This is a genomic window from Legionella rowbothamii, from assembly GCF_900639985.1.
GTDB classification, from domain to species: Bacteria; Pseudomonadota; Gammaproteobacteria; order Legionellales; family Legionellaceae; genus Legionella; species Legionella rowbothamii.
The window spans coordinates 17614-44600 of record NZ_CAAAIM010000010.1; the positions used below are offsets into that span (position 1 = coordinate 17614).

Consider the following 26987-nt stretch of genomic DNA (forward strand, 5'->3'; position numbering starts at 1 on the left):
AAGATGCTCGAAAAAATCATCCGATTTTCACTAAGACACCGTTGGTTTATCCTGCTGTTTACATTGGTTATAGCACTTTTTGGTGTCTATAACTTTCAAAAACTTCCTATTGATGCGGTTCCTGATATTACCAATGTGCAGGTGCAAATTAATACCCAGGCCTCAGGCTACTCGCCCTTTGAGGTCGAGCAACGCATTACTTTTCCTATTGAATTAGCGATGAGTGGGTTGCCTCATTTAGATTATACCCGTTCTCTTTCTCGTTATGGTCTATCCCAAATCACGGTGATTTTTAAAGATGGGACGGACATCTATTTTGCGCGCCAATTAATCAATGAGCGATTGCAGGAAGTAAAGAATAAATTACCACCGGAAGTTGAAACCTCCTTAGGTCCCATCTCCACAGGGCTTGGAGAGATTTTTATGTATACGGTAACCAATAAACCCAACCTTCCAGAAAAGCAACTTTACAATCCAACAGAACTGCGCACGATACAAGATTGGATTATCAAGCCTCAGTTGCGCAATGTAGAGGGCGTTGCCGAGGTCAATACGATTGGTGGGTATGAAAAACAATTTCATATCACTCCAGATCCTGCAAAATTAGTGCGCTACAACTTAAGTCTAACCGATGTGGTTGAAGCACTTCAGCGCAATAATGCGAATGTAGGCGCCGGATACATTGAGCGTAATGGCGAGCAAAGTCTTATTCGAGTTCCAGGTCAAGTACAAAACATTCCTGATATTGACAATATTGTGGTGGCAAGCTTTGAAGGAACGCCAATACGTATTCGTGATGTGGCCGATGTAGCGCTGGGCAAGGAACTACGTACAGGGGCTGCCACAGAAAATGGTAAGGAAGTGGTGTTAGGAACGGTATTTATGTTGTTGGGAGAAAACAGCCGAACTGTTTCAGAGCGCGTGGCTGCCAAAATGAAAGAAATCAATAAATCGCTTCCAGAAGGCGTTGAAGCGGTGACTGTTTATAACCGCACGTTGCTGGTTAATGCGACCATTAATACCGTGAAAAAAAATCTCCTTGAAGGGGCTTTATTAGTATGCATCATTCTCTTTTTGTTTTTAGGAAATATTCGCGCAGCGCTTATTACTGCAATGGTTATCCCTCTGTCCATGTTGCTTACCATTACGGGTATGGTCACGAATAAAATCAGTGCGAACCTCATGAGCTTAGGGGCTCTTGATTTTGGTTTGATTGTTGATGGTGCTGTGATTATTGTTGAAAATTGCATTAAACATTTAGGGGAACAACAACATGAACTAAAACGGCTGTTAACGCTCGAAGAGCGATTAAAAGTCATTTCTTATGCTACAACCGAGGTCATTCGTCCTAGTATTTTTGGGGTGTTCATTATCACTGTTGTGTACTTGCCAATCCTTACGCTGACAGGCGTTGAAGGGAAAATGTTTTTGCCCATGGCGGAAACGGTGATTATTGCGCTTATGGCCTCCATGCTGTTTGCTTTAACCTTTATCCCTGCGGCTATTGCTATTTTCTTGCGCGGACGCGTTCAGGAAAAGCAAAACTGGTTAGTACACTATATTTCCCAAGGCTATGAGCGTGCCTTAAGGCGGTGCTTTCATGCGCGAATCTTGGTGGTTAGCATTGCAGGTGCTCTAGTGGTTGTAAGCCTTATTATTGCTTTTCGTCTGGGCGGTGAATTTATTCCAAGCCTTGATGAAGGAGACATTGCCATGCAGGTCATGCGCATACCGGGTACAAGTCTCACCCAATCCATTGCCATGCAGGATATGGTAGAAAAAAGAGTAAAGCAATTTCCTGAGGTTAAAAGCGTATTTGCTAAGATTGGGACTGCTGAAGTGGCAACAGACCCTATGCCCCCAAATGCTGCTGATACCTTTATCATGCTAAAGCCACGTGACGACTGGCCAAATCCTAAAACCAAACAAGAGTTGGTGCAAGAAATTGAAGAGGCCATAAAAAAAATCCCAGGAAATAACTATGAGTTTACTCAACCCATTCAAATGCGGTTTAACGAATTAATTTCTGGTGTTCGGAGTGATGTGGCTGTCAAAGTATTTGGCGATGACATGAATACTCTATTAAAAGTCGCTGAAAAAATTGATGCCCAACTTGAAAAAACACCGGGCGCTGCCGATGTGAAGGTGGAGCAAGTCAGCGGCCTTCCTTTGCTTACAGTGGACATTAATAGAGATGCACTGGCACGCTATGGATTACAAATTGGTACCGTCCAAGACGCGGTTGTCATCGCTACCGGTGGTAAAAAAGGCGGGGAACTCTTTGAGGGGGATAAGCGCTTTGACTTAGTGGTTCGCTTACCTGAATCATTGCGGCTTGATCCGGACGTGCTAAAACAGGTTTTTATTCCATTACCCCTATCTAAAGACGGTATGCGTCATTTTATTCCATTGAGTGAGGTTGCAAAACTGACGCGAAGCGAAAGTCCAAATCAAATTAGCCGGGAAATAGGCAAGCGTCGAGTGGTGGTTAGTGCGAATGTTCGAGGCCGGGATCTCAGCTCCTTTGTATTGGATGCAAAACAACGTATTGACCAAAATGTTAAAATACCTAGTGGCTATTGGATTACTTGGGGTGGTCAGTTTGAGCAGTTGCAATCAGCCTCTTCTCGGCTACAAATTGTTATTCCCATCACCTTGGTGACCATTTTCTTGTTATTGTTTATGAGCTTTGGCAGTGTAAAGGATGCGCTGTTGGTGTTCTCTGGAATCCCGCTGGCATTAACGGGGGGTATCTTTGCCTTATGGTTAAGAGGTATCCCTTTGTCTATTTCAGCAGGTGTTGGATTTATTGCATTATCGGGTGTTGCTGTATTAAATGGCCTCGTTATGATTACCTTCATAAAAAAGCTTAGAGAACAGAAAAAGTTTTATTTAAAAGATGCGGTATTACAAGGTTCATTAGCACGACTTCGCCCCGTGCTGATGACTGCTTTAGTGGCATCTCTGGGTTTTGTGCCTATGGCACTTGCAACAGGCACCGGTTCTGAGGTGCAACGCCCTTTGGCAACAGTAGTTATTGGCGGGATTATTTCATCCACTTTCCTGACCCTGTTGGTTTTACCAGGGCTATATTACATTTTTCATGACCGCCGTAAAAAAGGGCAACTCAGTCCACAAAAAAAGTCAGAGTGAATTTGACAAAGCACGGTATTTAGCTATATTAATAGTTAAATACTTGTTTAATTGTTTAAGTCATTATGCTAACACACGATCAAATGATAACGCTAAGCGATATTTTACATTTAATGGGTGAACCTAATCGCTTAAGACTTTTGGTGACTTGTTTGGAAGGTGCTAAGTCTGTTTCTGAACTGGCACAACAATTACAATTATCGGTACCACTAACCAGTCATCATTTGAGTTTACTTCGTTCGGCTCGACTGCTCGTTGCTAACCGAGAAGGCAAACACATTTATTACAGTATTTATGATGCGCATGTACGCTGTATTTTAGATGACATGCTAAAGCACTTTACCGAAGAGACGGACAGTTAATAGGATTTTTCTAATGGAACACGTCTTTGAGAGCAAGGTGTTGAATATCTTAATTGGTAGAACAAGGCCTATTTGGAGTGTTAATTATGACCGCACCTTTAACATTAACGACCTTTTTTGTTGCAGGCCTTGATTGTCCTTCTGAGGAACAATTAATCAGAAAGCAATTACAAACCATACCTGAAATAAAACAATTAGATTTTAATTTCATCGCGGAAGAAGTAACCGTACACCATTGTTTACCCACTATTGAGCCCATCCAGCAAAAAATTGAAAGCCTGGGTATGAGCGTTCGTTCTAAAAGTAGCAATGTGTCAGGCCAAAAGGGCAAGCGTTTTGGTATTGATGCGTCTTGGAGTGCCATTGGAATTGCTGGATTATTTGCACTTTTTTCAGAATTAGCTGCGTATTATTTTGCATCAGAACAATCCATTTGGGTCATTGTTCCTGCCTTATTAGCTATAGCGTTAAGTGGTCCTGCAACCATTAAAAAAGGGTGGATTGCTTTACGCACGAAAGCGCTGAACATTAACAGCTTAATGTTAATTGCCATAACGGGTGCTGCCTTTATTGGTGCATGGCCAGAAGCTGCAATGGTGACCGTTTTATTTGCACTTGCTGAGCGTATTGAGCGTTATTCCTTAGATAAGGCACGTCAGGCGATTCGAAGTTTAATGGAAATTGCCCCAGAGGTCGCTCTGGTTAAAGGGGACAATGGTCAATGGCACACACTACTTGTTACAGAAGTACAACCTGGTGCCGTATTTAGAGTGAAACCCGGTGAGCGTATTCCTCTCGATGGTCATTTGATTTCAGGTCAAAGTACGGTGAATCAAGCGCCTATTACTGGAGAATCAATGCCGGTGAGTAAACGAGTAGGGGATAGTGTTTTTGCCGGAACACTCAATGAACATGGTTCGTTTGAAGTCAAAGTGAGTAATGCTTCAGGGGATACCCTACTCGCAAAAATTGGCAAAGCGATTGAACAAGCACAAAGTGAGCGTGCGCCAACTCAGCGATTTGTCGATCAATTTGCGAGGTATTATACCCCAATAATGGTACTCATTGCCGTTCTAATCGCCCTTATCCCACCCTTGGTATTTGGTTATCCTTTTTATGATTGGATCTATAAAGCATTAACCTTACTGGTTATTGCGTGCCCTTGTGCCTTAGTTATCTCGACACCTGTTACAGTGGTAAGTGGTTTAGCCGCTGCAGCTAAGAGCGGGATACTTATCAAAGGGGGAACTTATTTAGAGAATGGATATCGCTTAAAATTAATTGCCCTGGATAAAACAGGCACATTAACCGAAGGTAAACCGGTAGTTACTGATTTTATTGCTTATGATAAAAACCATACAAAGAACGAGTTATTACTATTGGCAGCAAGCCTCGATTCTCACTCCGAACATCCCGTGGCACACGCATTGGTGGCCTATTGGCATCAAGAGCAGCCTGATGAAGTGATGCTATCCATAGATCAATTTAGCGCATTGCCAGGTCGAGGTGTTAAAGGCCTCGTTGACCAAGAACTCTATTATGTAGGGAATCATCAATTAGCTGAAGACAATGAAGTATGTAGTTTAGGAGTCGAACAAGCGCTCGAACGATTGGAAGAAGAAGGGAAAACAACCGTGATCTTAAGCAATAAGACTCAGGTTTTAGCGATTTTTGCTGTAGCAGATACACTTCGTCCCACCAGTAAAAAGGCTATTGAAGCCTTGCATCAACAAGGCATAAAAACTGCGATGCTCACCGGAGATAATGCCATTACCGCTCGTGCTATTGCAACGCTTGTAGGAATTGATGAAGTACAAGCGAATGTATTACCTACAGACAAAATGAAGGCTATTGGTCTTCTTCTGAAGGAATATAAAGCAGTAGGGATGGTCGGTGATGGAATTAATGATGCCCCAGCCTTGGCTGCAGCTACTATAAGTTTTGCTATGGGAAAAGGCACTGATACTGCTTTAGAAACAGCCGATGTCGCTTTAATGAATGATAATCTGGCGATGCTGCCTTTATACATTCACTTAAGTCGTAAAACGTCTCGTATTCTACAGCAAAACATCAGCCTATCCCTGATTATTAAATTGGTGTTCTTTATTTTAGCTCTTAGTGGATTAGCTACCTTGTGGATGGCTGTATTTGCTGATATGGGTGCTAGTTTAATTGTGGTGGCAAATGGTTTACGATTGCTGAACGCTCATAAAAGCTATATGAAAAAGACTCATTTAGCCGAAAGTGACACGTTAATTAAGTAATTAAAGGGCGTAAATAGTACGCTTGTTACATGAGTTAGGAGGTCGTTATGTTGCAGTATAAAGGCTACATTGGACATGTGGTATTTGACGATCTCAATGAATTGTTTTTTGGAGAAATAATTAATACGCAAGCGGTAATTACTTTTCAGGCAACTATGGCTCACCATTTAAAAAAAGCCTTTATGGAAGCGATTGATCATTATCTAAAAAGTTGTGAGAAACAATTTAAAGAGCCTGAAGTACCTTTATTAGGACAATTGACACTCACTATTTCGCCCGAGCTTCATCGAGATGTATTCATGGCGGCAAAAAATTCAGGAGTGAGTTTGAATGTTTGGATTTGTAGTGCTTTAAGGCATGCAGTGTGTAGGCATTAAAAATAAGAAATAAGGGAGTGTTAACAAAAGAGGCTATATATTGAGAGGTAGTATATGAATAGCAAATTGCATTTCTTAGTAACCGAACCCTCTCTTGGCGCACGGATTATTATACGCGCTCAAATAACTCAATTGGGGCATTGTGTCGATATGGCCTTGGATGTTGAATCCACCTTAGTTTTGGTGGAATTAAAAACCTATCATGTCATTTTGATTGATGCTGAGCTTAATAAAGAATGCGATTGTTTTGAACTGACTGATCTTATCCGGGAACAATCAATTTTTAATAAACTGACCCCCATTATATTACTGAGTACATCACCTCATAAAATTTTAAAAAACAGTCTTTACCCTTGCTTTGCAAAGCCTATGAACATTAACGATGTCACCAAGATAATTAATTATTTGGAGGAATATAATAAAAATAAATGATGTAGTGTTGGGGTTGGGACATATTATCCTCAAATAGAAGAGGAATACATTCTAATATTCAGTATGTTATGCTTAATAGGTATCGATTCAAAAGGAAATAAAAAATGACTATGGGATTTAAAAAAATTATTGTTTTGATAGGGGTATTCTTATTAGGTTGCAGTTTAATGTCCTGTGCAAAAAACAATCCTGACCCAGCCCATCCTGAGGAGGGATATCAAGGAGGGTTTGGTGGTGATGGTGGACATCTGCATGAACCTAAAGAATAGCTCAGGTGTTTAATCAGTCTAGGAAAGATGATGGAACTTACTCCATGGTTTTTAGTCGCTCTGTCAGCCGCAGTCATTGTGTTATGCGGGCTTTCTCTTTTCATTTTTAAAAAAAGAAAAAGCCGGCATTTCATTATTGTTCTCTTTATTTTTCTAATGTTTGCAGCCATTTTTTTACATGGGGTTTCATTTAGAATGTTATAAAGGGTGTGCCAAGTGCCTTTAAGTGCTAATTGTTAGATGCATCGGGAGTGATGTGACACATCATTGTTAGGAAGACATTATGAACAAAAAGATTAAACCCAATGTTCAAGGAGTTTCGAGAGAACAATCACTTTGGTGGGCGCTTTCATTAACAGGTGGTTTTTTGATTGCTGAGGTAATCGGCGGTATTTTAACCGGCAGCCTTGCATTAATCTCCGATGCTGCGCATATGTTAACCGATGTTACTGCGTTAATTATTGCACTAATTGCTATCCGTGTAAGTAAACGACCGGCTGATGCACGCCGTACCTTTGGTTACTATCGATTTGAAATTCTAGCTGCTGCATTTAATGCCGCTCTTCTTTTTGTAGTAGCGCTTTATATTATATATGAGGCATATCAACGGTTAAAACAACCTCCTGAAATTTATTCCACCGGTATGTTAATTATTGCCAGTCTCGGTCTGCTTATTAATTTAGCATCTATGTATTTATTATCCCGTGACAAAGATAAAAATTTAAATTTAAAAAGTGCTTATCTTGAGGTCTGGAGTGATATGTTAGGCTCTGTAGGGGTGATTATTGCAGCGCTTTTAATTCGCTTCACAGATTGGAGCTGGGTGGACTCAGCTATCGCAGTTTTAATTGGATTGTGGGTATTGCCCCGCACGTGGATACTTTTAAAAGAGACTATAAACATCCTTTTAGAAGGCGTACCCGCAGGAATTGATTTTAACCAAATTAAGTCTCGAATAATGTCTATAAAAGGTATTTTAGACGTACATGATTTACATATTTGGGCTATTACTTCCGATAAGATTAGCTTAACAGCTCACCTTGTCATTGATTCTCGTTTTAAGGAAGAACTGGTCAGGGATGAAGTTCAGTTATTATTATTAAACCAATTTAAAATTTCCCATACTACCTTGCAAATAGAATGCAAAAAGACACTTTATCTATGCCGTAGGGTTAATAATGTTGACTATTAAATGGCTATTAGAAGTGTAACGGAATCATAAACACAATATAGGGAGACTATTTAATTAATCCAATAAAGATTTAAATTTTCTTAGCCGCTTTATAGCCCATAATAACAAGAAACTAAATGTTTATGGATTTAGTGGTTATGAAAGAATTTATGGTGTTAGAATCAATAATTACTATTGAGATGACCCATAATTTATTCATCCATTAGAGCACATGGAATGGACTGTATCACATGAAACAACATTGCCCTATTCGATGGGTTATTCTAATAAATCTTTGTGACCATAAATTTTCCTTCCTTGGCCATAAACAAGGAAAAAAAGCTTACTTTATCTGAAGCAGAATCGTTAGCTCTTGCTACTTCGCCTGAATTACACCGCTTTCAAGCAGCGAGTGCGGCATTACAACAACAAGCTATTGCTGAGGGTCAATTAACTGATCCGCAATTGGTCGTTGGAGTTGCTAATGTGCCGACTGATTCTTTTAGTTTTACCCAAGACGAAATGACGATGGAGCAAGTAGGATTGCAACAAACGTTTGCTCGTGGTCGTTCCTTATCCATGAAATCAAAACAAAGCCGGGCGCTAGCACTTGCGGAGCATAGAAAAGCGCACGAAAAAGCCTTAACGTTAATTCGCAATGTACGAGAAACTTGGTTAGAACTTTATTACTGGACCGAAGCGCTGCGCATTTTACAAGCCAATCGTTTATTGTATAAAAATTTATTTAAAGTGACCACAGCAATAAAATAATGACTGCGCCTAACAAACCAGATAGAAAGTGAGCCTCTACATCAATTCAAGCCCAAAATTTACATTGAAATATACTTATTTATGATCATGCCGATGATGAACATCCGGATAATGAGGATGTGAATGCTTTATCATTTTATGATAGTGATGATGAGTATGTGGCTCCTTTCCATCCCATGGAAAATCATGGGTATGCTGGTGGTATTCATCATGAATATGGCTATGGCTGTGCTCAAGTAATTCGTGAGCATGTTCATGCTCATGATGTTCGGTGAGATGCAGCCAGACCCCAATCCCCATTAGTCCAGATGCAATCCAAAATGATAGAGAAGTTGTTTCATGAAAAAATAAAATCGCAATTGCGGCACCAATGAAAGGTGCTGTTGAAAAATACGCGCCTGTTCTCGCTGTTCCTAAGCCACGTAAAGCGAGAACAAATAAAACAAGGCTTGCACCATAACCAATAAAGCCAACTAATAACGCATATCCTGTTGTTAACCACGGAGGAAATGCTAATCCAAAGCAAAGAGCAAGACTTATACTAACTATGCCTGAAACAAGGCCTTTGCTTCCTGCAATGAAAAAAGGGTCACCAGTGGACACTTTGCGAGTTAAATTATTGTCAATAGCCCAACATAGACAAGCACCCGCGATGGCAATTAGACCAAGTAGATTTTGACCCCTTGTTTGACCTTGAGGCCATGACAATAAGATGCCTCCTGCAACAATCAATAACATACCAAACACAATTCGATGCGCCGTATTTTCTTTAAAAACAACCCATGCTAATAAGGCAGTGAGTACTGCTTCAAGATTTAGCAATAAGGATGTTGTTGCAGCACTTGTTTGTTGCAAGCCGAACATTAATAGTATAGGCCCTAAAATTCCGCCAAAACCAATAGCACCAAAGAGCCACGTCCAATCGCTTTTTACTAATCCCGAATGCTGCCAACCGCGGTCTTTAATTAAGCGAATTAAAATTAATCCTATCCCACTACCAGAATACAACAATCCAGCAAGTAGCAAAGGAGATATTTGCCCAACAAGGTGTTTGGCAAAAGGCGTGCTGCCACCAAAAAATACTGCGGCACTAAACGCGGCAAATGTTGGAGAAATGGTTCGTAAGTGCAACATTTAGATTACCTTTGAAGACCAATATAAAAAAGAAAGAAATGAATATTACCAAGCTCTTGCAAAATCAACCAGCAGCAAGTAGATCAAATAAGGCTTGACCATTAAGAAAGAAAAAAATGCCATAGCCATTTAGCAATTAGAGCGATGATAATTACCCACAAGCACACCATCATTGACGCAACCACCCAGTTTTTTGGTAATAAATCACCTTTATCAATAGCAATCTCTGCAAGCCGATTACAGTCATTCCAAACCTCTTGAGGTATTAGTTTAATAGCTAAGTAAATTCCTAAAGGGATAATTATTAAATCATCGAGTAGTCCTAAAATAGGAATGAAATCAATTGGGCTCAATGCATAAGCGAGAGTTATAAGTACAACTAATTTAGCTTTCCAATTAACTCTAGGATCGCGTTTAATAAAATATAATATCCAAACATATTTCTTCATGGATACAACTACTTTATTTGAATTATTCATACAGGTGATAATCTCCTAAATAGAGGCCATAGTGCATAGTTGTATGATATACAAAGCAGCAAGGGTAATTAATGAAATGCCTTTGGCAGATTTTGTTTTAATTAATGAGATAATTTGAGGTGTAAATAGCGTTGCATTTACCAGAAAACATATTGAAAACCTGTAATGGATGATGCTTCCTGCTATTGACATGATGAACCATAGTGAGTGGCCTTTGATAAAATTATATGTTGTTTCAGGATAAAACACACATCAGTTTAAGATAAATTACCAACCTGTATGATGTAACCATAGTTGTGAGATAATGTTTCGAGCTTCTTCGTTAAGAATGAAAATTGCCTGCACGAAATTGGGAGACTGAGCCTGGACTAAAGTCCCTGACCTCACTCAGGATCATAAAACGAATACATTAAACCAATTAAAACTTGTTTGCCATGGCTGTAGCTGCCAATTGCATTTTTGATAAACTGGTAGTTTGGTTCTAACTGCCATTTTTTTTGAGTTATATCAAGGGAAGAGGTTTTTATATTAAAAAATTCAGCTCCTACTTTTTTAATCCCTTTTTTCCAGGAAGAAACAAACAACTATTCATTCATATCACTTGTTTTTTTTCTTGACTGAATATTTGAATTTTACAATAGCAAGATTAACTTCTATGCTGGCTTCAGTTTCAGATGTGTCGAGATCATCAGGAACCACTAGATCTGAAATTAAATCACCTGTTTTTTGCATGAGCTCTTGGTACTTTGGTGAATTTTGTGGGGTTTGTGGTATTGCTTTAATAGTGCGTGATATTTCTCTTACCTTGGTAAAAGTTTCAATAATGGCTAAAGTGGTTTCCGTTGCCTTTGGGCTTTTTAATATAGTAGCTAGCATATAAAGACCTTTCTCAGTGAAGGCCTTAGGGTTTACTGTTGAATGCTTTAGTCCATTGAACCGGTGGAAATTTTCCACCAGTTCATTTTTTTCACGTTTATTTAATTGAATAATATAGTTCTCAGGAAACTTATCCGGGTTGTTTTTGACTGCTTTATTAATATCCCTTGTTTCTACTCCGTATAAAGCGGCGATGTCTGAATCGAGAATAACGTGAGTGTTTCTGAGATTTATTATTTGTTCTTCTACGTCTAATTGACTGATGTTCATTATTAAATCCGGGGTTATAGCCTGATGCGCTATTATAAGGTGAGCTGACTTTTTATCCCAGAACAATTTAAGAGGGCAGAGGGGTATTTATAGTGTCGGATAGAAATGATAATGTTTGGGATAGATAACGTACCTTATCTTTCACAAACAGGGTATAATTGAGAAAAAATTAAAAAGGGAACATATGGAGTTACTGGATCGCCAAAATGTGAAAAATCAAAAGTTTGTGATAGATAAGATTTTCCATCCCCTAGATGTGCATTTTGATACCAATTCCTTATCTGCATGGCTGACTTATTATTATTCAGTGCATGTTAAAGGGGCACCTGAAAAAACCGAACAAGCCAAAATGAAAGACATGTCCAAATTCGCTCAGTTTTTCCAAGCCGAAGTAGGGCATGATCTAGTGGATAGTTGGACTCCAGCGGTGAGTAAACAGTTTCAAAAAAATTTAGTAAAAACTATTTCAGAGAAAACGGGAAAACCGTATAAGGCAACATCTATCAATCGAACGATGGCAACCATCCGGCATGTCGGTCGATGGCTCCATCAACAACGCCCTTTATTGGCTGGCGACCCTTTAGCGCAAGTCAAAGATTTACAAACCGATGCGCCTAATTGGAATGGATTAACCTCAAGACAGTTAATGCGTTTAAAATCTGCCTGTGAACAACGAATCAAAAGTTGTACTCGTAAAAATCAAAATCCTGTAATGGAAGCCGCTTTATTTTATTTGCTCATGGGTACAGGGCTTCGAGAATCGGAAGTAGTTTCTTTAAATGTAAGGCAGTACCGGCAAAAAGGGCTGTATGATGTGTTACGCCATAAGTCGAAACGAATCAGTCAAAAAATTCCATTACCACAAGAGAGTAGAGAGTATTTGGAGCTGTATTTAGAAAAAAGGGGTGCTCAGGAAGAGGAGCCGTTATTTATAACAAGGTATGGTACTCGCTTACAAAGTTTGGATGTGTATCGAATTTGCCAGCGGGTATTAAAGCAAGCTTTGACTTTTTTACCAGAGCAAGAAAAATTTACATTTACACCTCATAAACTGCGTCATACCTTTTTGAAGAAGGTTACCGATAAGCATGGAGTGCATTTTGCTCAAGAGCTTAGTGGCAATGTGTCGATTAAAGAAATTTTTCGCTATGCCAAACCGAGTCAGGATGAGGTGCAGTCCACCATAGAGGCATTATTTGATAATTAGGTTATATAATTTAAGAAAATGATATAAGACTAAAGTAGGCACTATGAATTTAAATGAGTATAAACAGAAATATAGTTTGTATATGAATTTCTCTGAAATTATCAGTGAAATACTAGTAACTGCTATAGAGGAAGCGAGTTCTAATGGGAGTTATAAATATAATCTACAACATATTCCTCATAGAGCAAAAGATTATGAGTCCTTAAAAGCCAGGTTAATTCAACATGGTCATGAAGAAAGGTCAGATATCGAGGAGTTGAGAAAGGATTTAGCTGGATGTAGGGTAATATTTTATTACAATACTGATGTTAATGTTTTTTTACGGTCAGGAATTATTCATAATAACTTTAAGGTAGTAGAGTCGAAAATACATGGGCCAAAAGAAGAAATTAAGACTGTTGATGACATATATACTGCTAACCATTTTGTAATCGAGCTTGATGAGAAGCGACAAGCTTTACCAGAATATAGCAGATATAAAGGATTAAAATGTGAAATTCAGGTTCATACGATACTCAATCATGCATTGGCGCAAACGACCCACGATATAACCTATAAGAAACCTGAGTCGTCTAGTTTTGGAAATAATATTTTAGATGCTATTGATAGGCGTTTTTTAAATATTTGGGAAAAATATTTAAAACCTGCTGGTTATGAGTTTCAAAAAATACAGCATGATTATCGAAGATATGTTGAAGGGAAAAAAGCATTTAATCGGAATATTGAAGAAGATCTTTTAAATGCTAATGATAATAATCAGAGATATGATATCTTGCAGGAGTTTCGAGAATATGTTTTGCCATCTATAGATCCAAATTATTTGCAAGGGGAACTGCTAACACTTTTAGATGTAATAAAAAATACAATTTCCGTAGCAAAGAATACTTATCCTACCGCTATTAAAACCCCAGATGGAGAAATGCCTGGTAAGGCATTTATGGACATATTGCGAGAATCCCTTGATATATTGAATTTTATTGCATTTTTTAATTTAACTTTAGTATTCCCAACTTATATACAACTCTATGAGCTTTTAACAGACGAAGAGGAGAGGGATTGCATAAGTAAAGCTGCCAAATCTATATCGAAATATAAAATTGATATATTAAAGCAAGCTGGGTTTTATGTTCAGGTCACTGCTTTGGAAACATTGGAACAACTTGATGTTTTAACCTTAAATAAAATAAAGGGCCTTGCTTCAGATATTTGTGAGGCAATATTGGATCCTACAGTAGAAAGTATTTCAAGTAGTTACAGAACTGTTGCCATAAAACAAGCTTCTTTATCCGGTAATAAAAATACTTCAGAAATAAGAAAACGAGCATTATCTTTGCTAAAAAATATTTATAACCCTGAAGATACATATAAAATAAAGCTAAAGTTAATTAGAGCGTTCGATACGGCAACAAGACCATCTCGCATAGGGACAGGAGGTAGTGATTTGTTAGAATTGGTATTAAATAACTGTGTTGAAATTATCGATTTTTATAACGAGCATTTAAATGAAAAGGATTTTGAGATTTTATCTGAAATTGAAAACGATGTTTGCCGTTTATACGGATTTGGAATCGATATTATTGAGGGTAATCGGTATGAAAATTTGAATGAACATGCAAAGTCAGTTGTCCATGTGGCGTTAAAATTTAGAGACCAGTTAAAAATAAACAAAGAATTTTATATTTATAAAACTTTAGTAGGGTATGACTCTGTTTTTGAAAATTCATGGAATGATCGTGAGTGGCATTATCGAGAAAGAAATGAATACAGAGATAATAAAGCAGTTGAATATGCCCAGGAAGTTAGCGATATAAATAAGGAATATTGGGAAAAAATAATTATCAAGTGCACAGAAGCCCAATCAAAAGATTTAGCAACATACCCACATTTTGGTAAATTCCTTCTTTCTCTGGCAAATATAAACCCTAAGTTTATATTAGATTTAATTGAGCATAACAAAAAGGCTCTAGAAAAATTTCTTGTTCCGATAATTGATGGTCTTTTAAGTGGTAAAGGTAAAAATAATACTCAATCGCTTATGAAAAGATGGATAAAAAATGGTGAGTATTTATATTATTGTACCGCTGCATATGAGTTTTATAAGCCAATACATAAAACTATAATAAAACAGATATTTTCAGCTGCTAAAAAGAATGGAGATCACAATGCATTAATTAAGGTTATGGTTGTTGCATCAAAAAACTATCACTTACCTTCTATGGAAACCATTAGACCTTTATTTATAAGATCTATTGAGGAATTAACAAAACTAGGCATTTCTTCTTGGATTTTTGAATTTTGGTTTCGTCCTGAATATAAAACGGTTATAAATATTTTATCAGAAAGGGATTTGGATTTACTAATAAACAATCTTTTGCTTTTGAAGGACTTTGATTATCACGCAGAATACCTTTTAGACCCTATTGCGCAAAGAAATCCTGAGAAAATAATGGCATTTTTTAAGCAGCGTATAATTCAAGGAAATGATCGCAGTAAAACTAATTATTACGATATTCCTTACCATTTTGACTCTCTCAAGACGAGTTTGTCATCGAAGCCAGATTTGGTTTTTAAAACGGTGATCGAATGGTATCGAAAAGATTATAATAGTTTTTTTATGCGAGGCGCGAGATTATTGCACAATATTTTTCCGGAATTTTCAAAGGAGGTGGAAGAGGGACTTCTAAGCTTAATTTCCAATAACGATAACATAGATCAACTTATAGTGATTGATATACTACGTACTTATAATGGTGTTGAGTCCATATATAATACTTGTCGAGAATTAGTGAGGCTATTACCATCGGATAGCGAATTATTAAATGGTGTTATGGATGTTTTAGATAGGACAGGGATTGTTTCAGGAGAAGATGGTTTCGTAAAAGAATATAGTCAGAAAGTTCACAACATAAAGCCATGGTTGAAGGACGAAAACAATGATGTACTTCAGTTTGCAGAGCGTTTTACTGAAATTATGGAAATGAGAATAATTCAAGAAAAACAACGAGCAGAGGAGAGGATTGAGTTACTTAAACATCAATATGGAGATGATGATAAAAATGAGGAAGAATAGATAACTAAGTTGTCATATACGTAGTTACAAAACTCAATAAAATGTTTTATTCCTTAGCTTAGATAAATTAACCACATTTAATAACTAATTTCTTTTTGAATTTTAGTGGATCGAGAGAGTAGGGCGGTACAGTAAAGAATCCCCCCGTATAATTTACAGAAACAATCGAGAACAAGAAGCTTTCTTGTTTTTTCTCATTTTATTCACTCTGTACTTAGAGCCACATGAATTTGAGCACCATTTGGTATTAGATCGGCCTATAAAAAATTTAAGACAATCCTTATTATGACATCTTTTCAATCCATCCAATCCACCAAATGAAGCTATACGAGAGAACATATAAGCACCGAAAACTATGGGAGAGGGGTTATTGGGTATGTAAGCAACATGAACAGCGGAGAGTTTATTTTCTATATTTTCAACAAGACATTGAATTCTTACATTCCTAATAATTTCATTTAGTTTATTTAATAAATAATCAGTGAGGCCACTCTTATAATATTCTTCCATGAATTCATAAATAATAGCATCAAGTTCAGGTATGGTATTTGGGGAGTCTTTTCCCTTCTTCCCTGCTATGTAGAAATTTGCTGCTTCTATTAAAAATGAGGAGTCTTTATCACTGTAAACTTTGATTTCGTTTCCTGTGTTGATATAAAAGTAGTCATGTAACGTTTTTCCCACTTAAATCCCCTCTTGAAGATGTAACATGTTTGATGGTTATATCCCGCAACATTGTTTTTTTCAACCATAAGATATGAAAGATTTAAGGGGATAAGAAATGACAGATATTAAAATGCCAGATTTCCATTGTATGGAAATGGCCTTTACAAAAAAATGTACGCAGTTGGGGTGGGCTGCTAATTATTATTTTCCATATTGCCCTCAAGAAATTGGAGAAAATACACTTGAAGCGTATTTCAAGGACCTAAAAATTGGAGCAGTATTTGCCTATAACGATGATTCCCCAAAATTAATAATACTAGATTTTGTAAAGGGGAAAAAGAACTCTTCAATTTTAGTGATGTGCGAGAGAGAAGGTGTTATGTGTGAACGAGAGGGCTTTAAACCGTGGGTCATTACTGAAATTACATTTGGTAATGAGCTACTCCTCCATTCAAATTTGGGCTCATATTTTGAGAAAGACGATGCTGACAAAGAATTTTGTCTTAGGCAGGGTATAGAATGGAAGGGAGTTGATATTCTTGATGATTACTACTGATAAGTGGCTTAAACACCATGATAAGAGAACGAGTCAAGAGGATGTTCATAACTTTCCGTTAAGTCAACTACGACATCGGTACTATTTTAGGCTCATATTTAGATTGGAAAATACTCATGAGGCCTTATCTTTATTAACGTGATTTAACATCGGTTGTTGTTTGCGCCAGATCATCCAGTCGTAAATTGGTTATTCCAATTGCAGTGGCGCATTGCAAAAAGAAGGCAAATTGAAAGGCACCACGGCTCATTTTATTTAATATACTGGCGTGAGTTTCGTGTACATCAATTGCGTTGAGTAGGGTAACAAGTTGCTCATAACTGATGTTGCGTCGTTTTAATTCGGCTTTAAGCATCCCAGAAGCTAATTTATTCCAGTCCATAGTACCCAATAGAAATCCTCTGAAAATATCTTTAATAAAATTATTATCTCAAATACGATATAAAAATGTCAAATATGGCTTGCGTTGAATACCGTAAGTGATATAATAATACTGTATTCGATATATCATATTTTACAAAGGACATTAAAAATGATTAGAGAGATTGTGCGAAAAACTTCTTTACCAATTTATTTTGTTTTGGACACCATCCGGCACAAGCGTGGCCAACGCAAGATGATGGCATACTCCTTGAAGAATAGCCGATGCACTTAATTTTAATTAATACTTTTGGTAGGTATGTTGTGCCAAAATATAGGTTTTTTGAGAAACTCTTTATCGTCTAGCACACCACCATATAAAGATGGAGAACACAATGAAAATAAGATTCATGTTAATGAACGCAGTTGCAGTATCAGCCATTGTTTTAACAGGATGCAATACGACTGATATCAAAGCGACTATGGGGAATGGAGATGCAGTATCAACAACTACTAACCGTCATATAAAGTCAATCAGCTTTGAGAAAGTAAAGATATATCATTCAAAATCTTCAATGCCAAAATCCCATAGCGTTGTTGGTAGAGTCTCTGCATCAAATTATAATATGATTGGTATGACTATTTCTCAAGAATCGATAATAGCCGAATTAAAAAAACAAGCAGCTTCTATGGGTGCCAATGGAATTGCACACATTTCCACAGGACTTGCTCAAACTACGGCCGAAGCAATTCTTTCAAAATAATTTTGATACCCTTTTCATTTTGAGGCCTCGACCCATTTCATCGTAAGAGGCCAAGTATAATCATACCAGCGGCCACGAGTGTAAGCGCTGATGCGGCAAGGTTAATCATGGCGATCCGTTCTGTGCGTCGCAATGCCCCACCTGCATGAGACAGCAATTTTTCTATATCATTTTGTATGGTTAAAGCGGTTGATCTTGCACTTTCCTCTAGTACGTTTGCCATAGTTTCTTTAGCAGCAGCAAGAGACGCATTCAAAATTCGTTCAGATTTTTCTTTTGCCTCATTTCCCCAGCATAAAGCGATCCCCTCTAAATCCTCTTTGTACTGATGGAGCATGAGTTGTTGTGTTTTAGCGTTGTCTTCCATCAGTTTGGCATTCATGGTCTGCAATATAAGAATTGGATCGTTTCGTCCAAGGACAACCCCATGTTTTATGGCAACCTCGTTAATGAGCGATTCGAATTGATCGGCCATTACATTACTACCGCATTGGTTAGTTGATTAAAAAGTTCGTCTCGCACTATTTTGAGGCGTTGCCTTGTCATGATAGTTCGAGCGGGTGAAGCGATGGCTTCGCTAAAAGTAAGACGTTCTTGAAGCATTTCGGATACATCACGACCAAAAGTCTCTTCTTTAAGTGCCGGTATATGAATTATTGCGGAAATCTTTTCTTTGTTTTCTTTGTAGGTTTTCATTTGTTCAAAGTCTTTACCTTCGTGTTGCACTGGTCCCCAGTAAGAGTTTAGCCAAACTACAAATAAAGCATTTTCTGGGAACTGGCTGGCAAGTTGTGAAAAACCATTCACAGTGTCTTGCATGGCTTGCCCACCCGTAATGACGGTATGAACTACCAGCTCATGCCCCATTTCAGCCAACAGTGAAGGGATGTTGCTGCTTATTAAGTAATGTGACAGTGGCACGAAGGAGCTTGCTCCATTGTCAATAATGACGTCATGGGTTGTTGGCGCAATCAGTTCAATGAGGTCATCAAAGTGACGAGAGTTAATTTCATCGCCATCCATTATTTGCAGTCGGGTAACATTTAGCGTTTTATATCCTGAAAAAGTGGTATTAACTGGATCGGTATCGATACAAAGAGGCTCTTTCCCCTCGTTTTTCATATACTGTGCAAGTGTTGATGCTACGAAGGATTTCCCGACTCCTCCTTTTCCTTGCAAGACCATATTAATTTTAGCCATTAAAATAATTCCTCTGCATTGGGTACAGGATTAAAAGTAAAGCCTGATAGTGTTCCCGGTTTCGTTGTTTTTGTTGTTGGTTTTGTATGGTCTTCTGGTGGTTTGGATATACTGTCCTTTGAGATTGCGGCTGAATCGGGTTCAACTTTTGGAATCGATTGATTTGCTTGTGGCCGACGAATTTGGCGATTCACATAATTCAAAAAGGTGTCATAACCAAATTCAATTCGCTTTAACTCATGCATGTTTTCCCACACGGTTTTAACTGGATATCCCGCATCAAGCGCTTCTTTTATATCAGCTCGAACAGCTAAGAAGGCCACCAAATTCTTATTGCGAGGTGTTGATTTTTTTTCCTTGACCCACTTGGCCAGCTGGTCGGTATAGGAAGTTCCCATATCAATTAGTTACCTGTTATAAAATCAATTAAATGTCAATTTCATGTCAACTAACATCGGTTCAAATTCGATTATAAACATATTAACCCTGGTTTTCATATGACCTACGCTAAAATTAATTTTTCCTATAAAAAACAAGGCTAAATCGAACGCACCATGTTATTATTTCTTGGTGTAATGGATTCAAAAAACAGGGCAAGATAGGTGAAGATGGCCACCCAGCGAGCTGGGTATCCACTTCACATCCTTCCTTATTCGCACCTTCGGTGCTCAACGGAAATCTTGCTCTTGCGAGGCTAACGGCTGCCGCCGTTTTAATGCCAGGTAAAGCCAGAAAAAAGGTATTACGATGAACAACAGCGAAACAAGACTCAGCAGAAAACACGTCCGACGGCTTCGAATTCCCGTACTTCCAGAGGAAGAGCAAATAATCAAAGAAAACGCGGCACATGCGGGATTGGCCACCGCTGTATATCTTCGTCGTTTGGCTCTAGGTTATGAAATAAAGAGTTCCTTCGACCAACAGCACATCATCGAACTTTCTAAAATAAATGCTGATTTAGGTCGCTTGGGTGGTCTGCTCAAGTTGTGGCTTACCAATGATGAGCGGCTAGCTCATATTGAGCCCAAAACAATAACTGTCGTATTAGAGCGCATCAAAGCAACCCAGGCAGCCATGCTTGAAGTAGTGAACAAGCTATGAACTTCTTTAGAGCCCAAAGTGTGGTAGGGAGTTAAGACATGATTGTCAGACACATTCCAATGAAAGTTATTAGGAAAAGTAACTTTGCAGGACTCATCCAGTATATGACTAATGAGCATGGCAAACAGGAACGTGTTGGCGAAATTCGTATTACAAATTGCCAGAGCAATGAGATTGAATGGGCAATCCATGAAGTACAGGCAACGCAAGAACTTAATCAGCGTGCAAAAGGTGATAAAACCTATCATCTTTTAATTTCCTTTCCTGCAGGAGAAATTCCATCAGCTGACGTATTAAAGAATATTGAGCAGAGGGTTTGTTCTTCCGTGGGTTTAGGGGAGCATCAACGAATTAGTGTGGTGCATTATGATACCGATAATTTTCATATTCATGTGGGCATCAATAAAATCCATCCCACGCGTTATACCTTGAATGAGCCATATCTTGCCTATAAAAAATTGGGTGAGATTGCAACTTTGCTTGAAATCGAACATGGTCTGCAACGGGTGAATCATATTCCTCATAAGGTGGGTTCTGAGAATCGAGCGGATGATATGGAGCATCATGCGGGTATCGGGAGTCTTTTAAACTGGATTAAATTTGAGTGCTTGGAGCAACTTAAGGCCGCTAATAATTGGTCCCAGTTTCATCATGTATTGGCGCAACACGGTCTTGAACTACGCGTGCGAGGTAGTGGTTTAGTGATTGTGGATGGTTTAGGAATTGGTGTTAAGGCAAGCTCAGTATCACGTGATTTTTCTAAAGCGAAGCTTGAAAAAGTATTTGGGTCTTTTAAAAACCATATCCCGACTCATCCAGACTTCGTAGCTCCCGTAGCAAAAAAAGCAAGGGTTGCAAAAGTGGGACATAATCCACCACCGCGTAGTCAAAATCGTTTGTATAAATTAGAGCAGCTTGAAACTCTTTCTATTGAGAAAGGTATTCATTATTCACTCAAACCTGTTCACATGAAAATAAATACCTCGATTCTTTACGCCAGGTATCAAGAGGAACAGAACCACGCCAAATTTAATTGTGCCTCTGAGCTTTCTCGTGCTCGCACACGGAAAAAACAACTGATCGAATCAGCGAAGCGAGGCGGTCGGTTAAAGCGTGCGGCAATTAAATTATTGCGTGGAACTCCTGTTACCAAGAAAGCTCTTTATGCTCTGACCAGTCAAGCAGTTCAATCCAATATTGAAGAAGCAAGAAAGAAGTATGCGAAAGAACGTGAATCCATTTATCTTAAATATCAGCGCAGCACCTGGGCTGATTGGTTGAAATTAAAAGCCCTAGAAGGCGATGCCGATGCGCTTAATGCACTGCGTTCTCGTGAAGTACGCCAAAATCTTAAAGGGAATGTTGTTACGGGGCAAGGAATGCAAAGTGGTGAGCCTAACCTTAAGATAAAAAACGATAATATTACTAAAACAGGAACCGTCATTTATCGCGTGGGAACTTCTGCGATTAGGGATGACGGAGAGCTGATTAATATGTCACGTGGTTCTTCCGAAGAAGGAATTGCGACCGCCTTGCACATGGCCATGAATCGTTATGGTGAATGCATTACTGTCAAAGGAAGTGATGTGTTTAAAGAGCAGGTCGTCAATGTTGCAGCACAGTTAAACTTAAATCTTAGGTTTGATAACGAACAACTTGAGTTACAACGTCAACAGTTAATAAAAAACCCAAAACCAAAGGAAAATAATCATGAATCAAGAAGACAATCTGACCTTAACGGCAGAGGAACAAATCGAGGCAGTAATGAGAACTTTGGATCAATCAGAGTCATCAACCCTGACAGCAGAAGAACCAGAAGAAAATCAAGTTCTGGTGGGACACCCAAGCCCTACCTTGGGCGCATTGGACAGCAACCGCCGCCCGAAAGTAAAAACCGTTTGCGAGACTTGTCCCAACTCGGTATGGTTCAGTTCTCCAACCGAAGTGAAGTGTTATTGCCGAGTCATGTACCTGGTCACCTGGAGCACCAAAGATCCCAATCAGATGACGGGCTGCGACGGGATGTATCTAGGCCAGGAGCAGTAAATTTTATTTCGGATGCTGCAGACAAATACATTGCTGAGCGTGAATTAAAGCGTCAAAAAATAGCCGACATTCCTAAGCATAGACGGTATAATAAAAATGATGAGGGGCTTATGCAGTTTGCAGGGATTCGTCAAATCGATGGTGAACTGTTGGCTCTTTTAAAGCGAGATAATGTCATTGTGGTATTGCCCATTGATTCGGACACGGCTCATCGAATGAAGAGGTTGTCTGTTGGTGAGATGGTCAAGTTAACCGCAAGAGGCACCATTGCATCAAGAGGGCGCACCAGATAATGTAGGTTAATCTGTGAAAATTATAATAGGGACTGAATTTTATGAATAAAAAACAACCTTTCAAATCGATTTTTTCTCCAATGGTGGGTGTGTTTCTTACAATACTTCTGTTTGGAATAGAACAGAAATTCCCACTATATAAGATAATTGAGAACAGCCCCAAAGGCGCCTCATGGATTGATTTGGCTTGGATGTATTGGGTGTATTTTGCTTTATATAACGGGTATTTCTTCTTGAAGAAGATAATATTCAGCTTTTCAGAAAAAAACCACGAATCCATTTGATTGAATTAATCATTTATTTTGGCCTAAAGAGTGCAATTTAAATCCATTTCTTCTTTCAACCGCAAGGGGCTCTATTATAGAACCCCCTGTTATTAGTAACTTACTAAATGTTCTTATTTAAGCCGCACTTTGAATGTCAACCAATAAATCTAAGCCTTCTCGATTAAGCATGTCTTGCAAGCACAAACGCACAAACTGTTTGCTTGAATATCCTAGTTTATCAGCAAATTCAGCAGCCGCTTTAGGACTTACGTAGCGGCGATTATGCTCGATGTCACATAAATAATGACGAGAAACCCCTAGTTGTTTGGCAAAAGCGGCTTGCGTCATTTCTTCACCCTGACGAATTGCCAATAAATGATCTCCAAGAGTCGGTTTTTTGCCTATTAGGGACTCCAGATAAGCAAGTGCTTCTTTGCTTTCGTTAGTAATCATGTTTATTTACCTCCATCACTTCAACAAGTTCCATTTGCCCATTAGTCTTTAATTCATAAATAGCCCGATAAGCCTTATTTAATCGAATAGAACGCTGTCCCTTTCTTTTACCCTGTAATGGCTCATCGTGGTAGCCAGAAATTTTTCTAACTTCTAATAACCCATCATGAGATACTGATTCAACCCATTGATACAACTTAATGGCAATATACTGAGGTACTTTTTTTAAGTCCTTTTTTGCCTGTTCACTAATGGTGACTTTACAAGTATTCATTGCAATCATCTTATTTTTCTATAATTGTACCCTAATTTAGGTAACAAATCAAGTTTGAGTTAACTGTTTGAGTTAACTGATTTGTCCACAAGGACTGTCTTTACCCACAAATACCCTAAAAATGAACTAATCCTAAGCTTAGGTGCACACCAAGTAGTGATTCGACAACTACATAAAAAGAGTCGTGATTAGCAAAAATAGACAAAAGTATGGCATTGTCCAAAAACTCAATAGTGGAAGACGCACGAGGATGAAGATTGAATTTTCATGTGACTCGATAATCCTCCAAAGGATTCTTTGCAAGGAACCCTTTGGATAATATGATTTTATAACGTCAACGTGCTGTGTTGATGCCTGGTCATTTTGATTTCTTTCTGCTCTATAATAGACGTTTCCTTTTTTTGAATTATTTTATCGACAATAGGTTTAATCTGGCGTTTTACTCCCTCAGAGCCCAATACACTTTTGGATGCCAAATCGTTAAAGTCGCTAAATGACTTTGGATCTCCTGCCTGTTCACCAGGTGCAAAAATTGGAAACAAGGCAATGCCATTAACGGCCTTTGCAGCGTCAAGCGCTTTGCTTCTTCCTGGATTAATTCCTTGATTTATTTCAAGATGCTTATCATCATCCCCCATAATAATAATGGGTTTATCAGGAAATTGTTCTTGCAAAGCCCGCGCTACTGGCTCTAAGTTTCCTGCATCAAAGGCCGAAATTGTAGCAAACCCAAGTTCTTGAGAGATGCTTGCAGCAGTAGCAAACCCTTCTGCGATTACAAGGGCAGGAGCTTCTGCTAATGCGTTAAGCCCGCCCAAAGCATGAAAGCATCCTTCCTTGCGAGAGTTTTTAGCAAATCGTTTGGTCCCATCTTCTTTAATGTATTGCATAGTCCATAGTTTGCCACTTGCATCGGTTGCAGGAATATAAGTCGTTTGTCCGTTAACATCTGTGAATATTTGAGAATGGGGTTCGATTTTTTTGGTCTGTAAATAAGGCGTTGGGGTTGTTATGAGTACTAAATCGGATAATTGTTTGCTTACTCGTTTGGCCGCTTCTTCCTGGTCTTGCCTTTGTTCCTCGGCCCGTTCTTTAATTTTTGTGGCTGCAAGTGCATGCAATGTGGCCCGCTCTTCATCAGTTAATGAGTAGCCCTTACTTTTCCATTTTGTCTCAATACCCGTGCGGTTATTTTTAACATAACCCGCAGGATGACCATCAAGATGCCCCACATAAAACCCTGAATTTTCACCTTTTTTATCCCCTTCAACGCTGATTCGATGTTTTTTTCCATCCATAATAGGATGTTCGCCTGTAACCATACTGCCGATACTTTTCAATATATCGGAAAATTCCTGCTTAGGTGTTAAGGCAGGCTGTTGCCGTTCTAGGTTTGTGTTTAAAATCCAGGGTTTTAAAGGTTCTAAATTGGTGCCAATGTGTGCAAACCAGCATTTTGCGGCCTTATCCCACTCTACTGCCTTTTTACCGTCCTCAAGCCTTCCTGCAATATGTTTGACCGCTTCTCTTTGCTCGTATGGTACAGCAAGCCATGTTTTTTCAGTGGCGATTTGTGATGGCTCGATATCTTGAGCTTTAGAGCCAGTATCAAGCTGTTGGCTAATAATCCAAGGTTTTAAGAGTTCTAAATTAGCACCAGGGTGAGCAAACCAGCGAGAGTGTTCTTTATCCCATGCAATGGCTTTTTTGCCATCGGGAAGAACACCCGCTAGTTCTTTAGCTACTTCTTTTTGTTTAAAGGGAATATCGAGCCATAGTTTTTCAATCTCTGCAGACTTATTGGTGACTGGAGTTTGGTTGGTTGGGGCCTGGGTTTGGAGTTGACTTTGAGCTTTATTGAGCGTGGCAATCTCATCGTCTAAGGTGGGTGGATTTTCATTTAAATGATAATCATGATTTACAGGTTCTACTTCATTTGCCAATGTCATTTTGTTTTCCAGCTCGTTTGGCAAAGGGTGATTGGTATTTTGTACTTGTTCTTGTTTTAGTTCGAAAGATAGAATGAATTGTTGCATTTTTTCAGCCTCTGCAGCAGCACGAAACAGTTCCAATGGATCGTCATGTAATACTTTAATCCAAGACTCGATATAAGTTGCATGTTGATCTGGATCGTGACCAATCCCCAATTCATCCCCTAAAATCATGCTGGTAATTTCAGCCCGCAATTCTTCTTTGGCATAGCCATCACTTCCAAAAGGATGAATCAAATCCCTGTCCATTCGTGTTGAATGCCCAGTCCAATGGCCGAGTTCATGCAAAGCAACCGCATAATAATTATCTGCGCTTAAGAATTGGCTTTTGTCAGGCAGATGGATGGTATCCGTGGAGGGTCTATAAAACGCGCGGTTGTTCTCACCATGTAAAATAGCAGCTCCAGATGAACTTAGAATCTGTTCAGCCCGGTCGATGGAATTCCAGGCGATTTCCTTTTGAGTGCGTGGAGGTAATCCATCAATTTGTTCTGCATTAAATACGGTGGCATAAAACACTCGTGGCCGCTCAAGGCGAATTTCAATTTTAACGGGCTTACCATGAGGATCCAATACTGGTTTACCTTGCTCATCTTTTTTGATCTGTTCTTCGGTAAATTTCCAATATTGAATAGCAGAACCTTTTTCGCCTTTTCGCACTTGCGCTTGAGCCTCTTCTGCTTGTTTGTAGGTCATCCAACGCGGATCGCGATAATCCTGGGCCATTAGTGCAATGGCATTTATTCCTTTATAACGTTTTCCGGTGATTGGGTTCATCGGTATAAACGCATTGGGAGCACCTGGTTCCCATGGTCTTTGCCATGGAGCTGTTCCTTGCTTTAACTGCTGAAATAATCGTTCAGCGATCACTTCATGAAACGGTTTTTTATTCATTATTGATCCTTCCCGATAATGTTTATGTCTTTAGTATCTGCATTGATGATATCCATTTCATCAAAACAGCTGTCTTTGGCATCCGCTTCAGTTAATGCGTCTTCAATGAAGGCGCCAGCTTTCATCGCTTCATCAGGATCAAATTCCACTTGCAGCCCTGGGGTGAGTGCATCAAGCAGTTTTTCAGACAACACTTGAGGTTCATTGGCTTTCACGTTTAAATGACGGTCATTTGGTGTTTGGGTTTTCGGGTTCATGAGTTAACTCCTTTGATTAGTGATTTGCCGC

Annotated in this window: 29 protein-coding genes; 15 read left to right on the plus strand and 14 right to left on the minus strand. The window is 38.8% G+C overall.

Annotated features, from left to right (window positions below):
* Positions 1-3: 3 nt before the first annotated feature.
* From E1P08_RS14320 to E1P08_RS14350, 8 genes are all read left to right on the plus strand, one after another.
* Entirely contained in the window at positions 4-3153 is a 3150-nt protein-coding gene (locus E1P08_RS14320; RefSeq protein WP_061401095.1) for an efflux RND transporter permease subunit, read from the plus strand.
* Positions 3154-3218: 65 nt separating this feature from the next.
* Positions 3219-3515, plus strand: coding sequence for an ArsR/SmtB family transcription factor (locus E1P08_RS14325; RefSeq protein WP_028383794.1), 297 nt, complete (start codon positions 3219-3221; stop codon positions 3513-3515).
* 86 nt (positions 3516-3601) lie between these two features.
* On the plus strand, positions 3602-5779 hold the full coding sequence (locus tag E1P08_RS14330; RefSeq protein WP_133137690.1) for a heavy metal translocating P-type ATPase: 2178 nt from the start codon (positions 3602-3604) through the stop codon (positions 5777-5779).
* Between the two features lie 47 nt (positions 5780-5826).
* Positions 5827-6156: a type II toxin-antitoxin system HicB family antitoxin gene (locus E1P08_RS14335; protein ID WP_133137691.1), complete on the plus strand. Its 330-nt coding sequence runs from the start codon at positions 5827-5829 to the stop codon at positions 6154-6156.
* A 54-nt stretch (positions 6157-6210) separates the two neighbouring features.
* Positions 6211-6588, plus strand: coding sequence for a response regulator (locus E1P08_RS14340; protein WP_133137692.1), 378 nt, complete (start codon positions 6211-6213; stop codon positions 6586-6588).
* 104 nt (positions 6589-6692) lie between these two features.
* Positions 6693-6857 carry a hypothetical protein gene (locus E1P08_RS17240; RefSeq protein ID WP_165485199.1) on the plus strand — a complete coding sequence of 55 codons (165 nt, stop codon included), beginning with the start codon at positions 6693-6695 and terminating at the stop codon, positions 6855-6857.
* A 283-nt stretch (positions 6858-7140) separates the two neighbouring features.
* Positions 7141-8049: a cation diffusion facilitator family transporter gene (locus E1P08_RS14345; RefSeq protein ID WP_133137693.1), complete on the plus strand. Its 909-nt coding sequence runs from the start codon at positions 7141-7143 to the stop codon at positions 8047-8049.
* 276 nt (positions 8050-8325) lie between these two features.
* Positions 8326-8799, plus strand: coding sequence for a TolC family protein (locus E1P08_RS14350; RefSeq protein WP_044012621.1), 474 nt, complete (start codon positions 8326-8328; stop codon positions 8797-8799).
* Between the two features lie 75 nt (positions 8800-8874).
* Here the strand turns inward: E1P08_RS14350 and E1P08_RS14355 are convergent, their stop codons facing one another.
* From E1P08_RS14355 to E1P08_RS14375, 5 genes are all read right to left on the minus strand, one after another.
* On the minus strand, positions 8875-9933 hold the full coding sequence (locus tag E1P08_RS14355; protein ID WP_133137695.1) for a DMT family transporter: 1059 nt from the start codon (positions 9931-9933) through the stop codon (positions 8875-8877).
* 101 nt (positions 9934-10034) lie between these two features.
* Positions 10035-10412 carry a YkvA family protein gene (locus tag E1P08_RS14360; protein WP_133137696.1) on the minus strand — a complete coding sequence of 126 codons (378 nt, stop codon included), beginning with the start codon at positions 10410-10412 and terminating at the stop codon, positions 10035-10037.
* 15 nt (positions 10413-10427) lie between these two features.
* Positions 10428-10604, minus strand: coding sequence for a PQ-loop domain-containing transporter (locus E1P08_RS17790; protein WP_133137697.1), 177 nt, complete (start codon positions 10602-10604; stop codon positions 10428-10430).
* A 191-nt stretch (positions 10605-10795) separates the two neighbouring features.
* Positions 10796-10996, minus strand: a complete 201-nt coding sequence (locus E1P08_RS17515; protein WP_242602484.1) for a hypothetical protein — start codon at positions 10994-10996, stop codon at positions 10796-10798.
* Positions 10997-11009: 13 nt separating this feature from the next.
* Entirely contained in the window at positions 11010-11558 is a 549-nt protein-coding gene (locus E1P08_RS14375) for an ORF6N domain-containing protein (RefSeq protein WP_133137698.1), read from the minus strand.
* Between the two features lie 184 nt (positions 11559-11742).
* Between E1P08_RS14375 and E1P08_RS14380 the strand changes: the two genes are divergently transcribed.
* Positions 11743-12765 (plus strand): tyrosine-type recombinase/integrase, encoded by a 1023-nt coding sequence (locus E1P08_RS14380; RefSeq protein WP_133137699.1) that lies wholly within the window; start codon positions 11743-11745, stop codon positions 12763-12765.
* Positions 12766-12808: 43 nt separating this feature from the next.
* The gene (locus tag E1P08_RS14385) at positions 12809-15835 is read left to right on the plus strand and encodes a RelA/SpoT domain-containing protein (RefSeq protein WP_133137700.1); all 3027 of its coding nucleotides are present in this window, start codon (positions 12809-12811) and stop codon (positions 15833-15835) included.
* 153 nt (positions 15836-15988) lie between these two features.
* On the opposite strand, the gene E1P08_RS14390 is transcribed toward E1P08_RS14385, so the two are convergent.
* Positions 15989-16519 carry a CGNR zinc finger domain-containing protein gene (locus tag E1P08_RS14390; RefSeq protein WP_242602485.1) on the minus strand — a complete coding sequence of 177 codons (531 nt, stop codon included), beginning with the start codon at positions 16517-16519 and terminating at the stop codon, positions 15989-15991.
* 97 nt (positions 16520-16616) lie between these two features.
* On the opposite strand from E1P08_RS14390, the gene E1P08_RS14395 reads away from it, so the two are divergent.
* Entirely contained in the window at positions 16617-17057 is a 441-nt protein-coding gene (locus E1P08_RS14395) for a hypothetical protein (protein WP_133137701.1), read from the plus strand.
* Positions 17058-17190: 133 nt separating this feature from the next.
* Here the strand turns inward: E1P08_RS14395 and E1P08_RS14400 are convergent, their stop codons facing one another.
* Positions 17191-17439: a DUF6471 domain-containing protein gene (locus tag E1P08_RS14400; protein ID WP_133137702.1), complete on the minus strand. Its 249-nt coding sequence runs from the start codon at positions 17437-17439 to the stop codon at positions 17191-17193.
* 373 nt (positions 17440-17812) lie between these two features.
* Here E1P08_RS14400 and E1P08_RS14405 point away from each other — a divergent pair, with 373 nt between their 5' ends.
* Complete coding sequence (locus tag E1P08_RS14405; protein WP_242602486.1) at positions 17813-18181, plus strand: hypothetical protein; 369 nt, start codon at positions 17813-17815, stop codon at positions 18179-18181.
* 37 nt (positions 18182-18218) lie between these two features.
* Here E1P08_RS14405 and E1P08_RS14410 read toward each other — a convergent pair whose 3' ends face one another.
* The 3 genes from E1P08_RS14410 to E1P08_RS14420 are packed head-to-tail and all read right to left on the minus strand — an operon-like array spanning position 18219 to position 19779.
* The gene (locus tag E1P08_RS14410; protein ID WP_133137703.1) at positions 18219-18656 is read right to left on the minus strand and encodes a conjugal transfer protein TraM; all 438 of its coding nucleotides are present in this window, start codon (positions 18654-18656) and stop codon (positions 18219-18221) included.
* Complete coding sequence (locus E1P08_RS14415; protein ID WP_133137704.1) at positions 18656-19381, minus strand: nucleotide-binding protein; 726 nt, start codon at positions 19379-19381, stop codon at positions 18656-18658. The genes E1P08_RS14410 and E1P08_RS14415 overlap by 1 nt, the downstream gene beginning before the upstream one ends.
* Positions 19381-19779 (minus strand): TraK family protein, encoded by a 399-nt coding sequence (locus tag E1P08_RS14420; protein WP_133137705.1) that lies wholly within the window; start codon positions 19777-19779, stop codon positions 19381-19383. Before E1P08_RS14420 ends, E1P08_RS14415 begins: the two co-directional genes overlap by 1 nt.
* Positions 19780-20128: 349 nt before the next feature.
* Between E1P08_RS14420 and traJ the strand changes: the two genes are divergently transcribed.
* Genes traJ through E1P08_RS14435 form a run of 3 tightly spaced genes read left to right on the plus strand, consistent with a single transcriptional unit; the run spans position 20129 to position 23105 of the window.
* Positions 20129-20482: a conjugal transfer transcriptional regulator TraJ gene (gene traJ, locus E1P08_RS14425; protein WP_133137706.1), complete on the plus strand. Its 354-nt coding sequence runs from the start codon at positions 20129-20131 to the stop codon at positions 20480-20482.
* 38 nt (positions 20483-20520) lie between these two features.
* Entirely contained in the window at positions 20521-22821 is a 2301-nt protein-coding gene (gene traI / locus E1P08_RS14430) for a TraI/MobA(P) family conjugative relaxase (protein WP_133137707.1), read from the plus strand.
* Positions 22822-22862: 41 nt separating this feature from the next.
* On the plus strand, positions 22863-23105 hold the full coding sequence (locus tag E1P08_RS14435; protein ID WP_133137708.1) for a hypothetical protein: 243 nt from the start codon (positions 22863-22865) through the stop codon (positions 23103-23105).
* 117 nt (positions 23106-23222) lie between these two features.
* On the opposite strand, the gene E1P08_RS14440 is transcribed toward E1P08_RS14435, so the two are convergent.
* The 4 genes from E1P08_RS14440 to E1P08_RS14455 form a co-directional block, all read right to left on the minus strand.
* Entirely contained in the window at positions 23223-23540 is a 318-nt protein-coding gene (locus tag E1P08_RS14440) for a helix-turn-helix transcriptional regulator (protein WP_058475073.1), read from the minus strand.
* Positions 23530-23814: a type II toxin-antitoxin system RelE family toxin gene (locus E1P08_RS14445; protein ID WP_120047457.1), complete on the minus strand. Its 285-nt coding sequence runs from the start codon at positions 23812-23814 to the stop codon at positions 23530-23532. The genes E1P08_RS14440 and E1P08_RS14445 overlap by 11 nt, the downstream gene beginning before the upstream one ends.
* Positions 23815-24140: 326 nt before the next feature.
* Positions 24141-26699: a zincin-like metallopeptidase domain-containing protein gene (locus E1P08_RS14450; protein ID WP_133137709.1), complete on the minus strand. Its 2559-nt coding sequence runs from the start codon at positions 26697-26699 to the stop codon at positions 24141-24143.
* The gene (locus tag E1P08_RS14455; RefSeq protein WP_133137710.1) at positions 26699-26956 is read right to left on the minus strand and encodes a protein TraD; all 258 of its coding nucleotides are present in this window, start codon (positions 26954-26956) and stop codon (positions 26699-26701) included. Before E1P08_RS14455 ends, E1P08_RS14450 begins: the two co-directional genes overlap by 1 nt.
* Positions 26957-26987: the final 31 nt, after the last annotated feature.

Coding starts and splice junctions, on each gene's coding strand:
- E1P08_RS14385 (WP_133137700.1), top strand. CDS start 12,809: ATGAATTTAAATGAGTATAAACAGAAATATAGTTTGTATATGAATTTC.
- E1P08_RS14335 (WP_133137691.1), top strand. CDS start 5,827: ATGTTGCAGTATAAAGGCTACATTGGACATGTGGTATTTGACGATCTC.
- E1P08_RS14405 (WP_242602486.1), top strand. CDS start 17,813: ATGAAAATAAGATTCATGTTAATGAACGCAGTTGCAGTATCAGCCATT.
- E1P08_RS14345 (WP_133137693.1), top strand. CDS start 7,141: ATGAACAAAAAGATTAAACCCAATGTTCAAGGAGTTTCGAGAGAACAA.
- E1P08_RS14435 (WP_133137708.1), top strand. CDS start 22,863: ATGAATAAAAAACAACCTTTCAAATCGATTTTTTCTCCAATGGTGGGT.
- E1P08_RS14375 (WP_133137698.1), bottom strand. CDS start 11,558: ATGAACATCAGTCAATTAGACGTAGAAGAACAAATAATAAATCTCAGA.
- E1P08_RS14395 (WP_133137701.1), top strand. CDS start 16,617: ATGACAGATATTAAAATGCCAGATTTCCATTGTATGGAAATGGCCTTT.
- E1P08_RS14455 (WP_133137710.1), bottom strand. CDS start 26,956: ATGAACCCGAAAACCCAAACACCAAATGACCGTCATTTAAACGTGAAA.
- E1P08_RS14360 (WP_133137696.1), bottom strand. CDS start 10,412: ATGAATAATTCAAATAAAGTAGTTGTATCCATGAAGAAATATGTTTGG.
- E1P08_RS14400 (WP_133137702.1), bottom strand. CDS start 17,439: ATGGACTGGAATAAATTAGCTTCTGGGATGCTTAAAGCCGAATTAAAA.
- E1P08_RS14445 (WP_120047457.1), bottom strand. CDS start 23,814: ATGAATACTTGTAAAGTCACCATTAGTGAACAGGCAAAAAAGGACTTA.
- E1P08_RS17790 (WP_133137697.1), bottom strand. CDS start 10,604: ATGTCAATAGCAGGAAGCATCATCCATTACAGGTTTTCAATATGTTTT.
- E1P08_RS14440 (WP_058475073.1), bottom strand. CDS start 23,540: ATGATTACTAACGAAAGCAAAGAAGCACTTGCTTATCTGGAGTCCCTA.
- E1P08_RS14340 (WP_133137692.1), top strand. CDS start 6,211: ATGAATAGCAAATTGCATTTCTTAGTAACCGAACCCTCTCTTGGCGCA.
- E1P08_RS17240 (WP_165485199.1), top strand. CDS start 6,693: ATGACTATGGGATTTAAAAAAATTATTGTTTTGATAGGGGTATTCTTA.
- E1P08_RS14410 (WP_133137703.1), bottom strand. CDS start 18,656: ATGGCCGATCAATTCGAATCGCTCATTAACGAGGTTGCCATAAAACAT.
- traJ (WP_133137706.1), top strand. CDS start 20,129: ATGAACAACAGCGAAACAAGACTCAGCAGAAAACACGTCCGACGGCTT.
- E1P08_RS14355 (WP_133137695.1), bottom strand. CDS start 9,933: ATGTTGCACTTACGAACCATTTCTCCAACATTTGCCGCGTTTAGTGCC.
- E1P08_RS14330 (WP_133137690.1), top strand. CDS start 3,602: ATGACCGCACCTTTAACATTAACGACCTTTTTTGTTGCAGGCCTTGAT.
- traI (WP_133137707.1), top strand. CDS start 20,521: ATGATTGTCAGACACATTCCAATGAAAGTTATTAGGAAAAGTAACTTT.
- E1P08_RS14325 (WP_028383794.1), top strand. CDS start 3,219: ATGCTAACACACGATCAAATGATAACGCTAAGCGATATTTTACATTTA.
- E1P08_RS14450 (WP_133137709.1), bottom strand. CDS start 26,699: ATGAATAAAAAACCGTTTCATGAAGTGATCGCTGAACGATTATTTCAG.
- E1P08_RS14420 (WP_133137705.1), bottom strand. CDS start 19,779: ATGGGAACTTCCTATACCGACCAGCTGGCCAAGTGGGTCAAGGAAAAA.
- E1P08_RS14380 (WP_133137699.1), top strand. CDS start 11,743: ATGGAGTTACTGGATCGCCAAAATGTGAAAAATCAAAAGTTTGTGATA.
- E1P08_RS14415 (WP_133137704.1), bottom strand. CDS start 19,381: ATGGCTAAAATTAATATGGTCTTGCAAGGAAAAGGAGGAGTCGGGAAA.
- E1P08_RS14320 (WP_061401095.1), top strand. CDS start 4: ATGCTCGAAAAAATCATCCGATTTTCACTAAGACACCGTTGGTTTATC.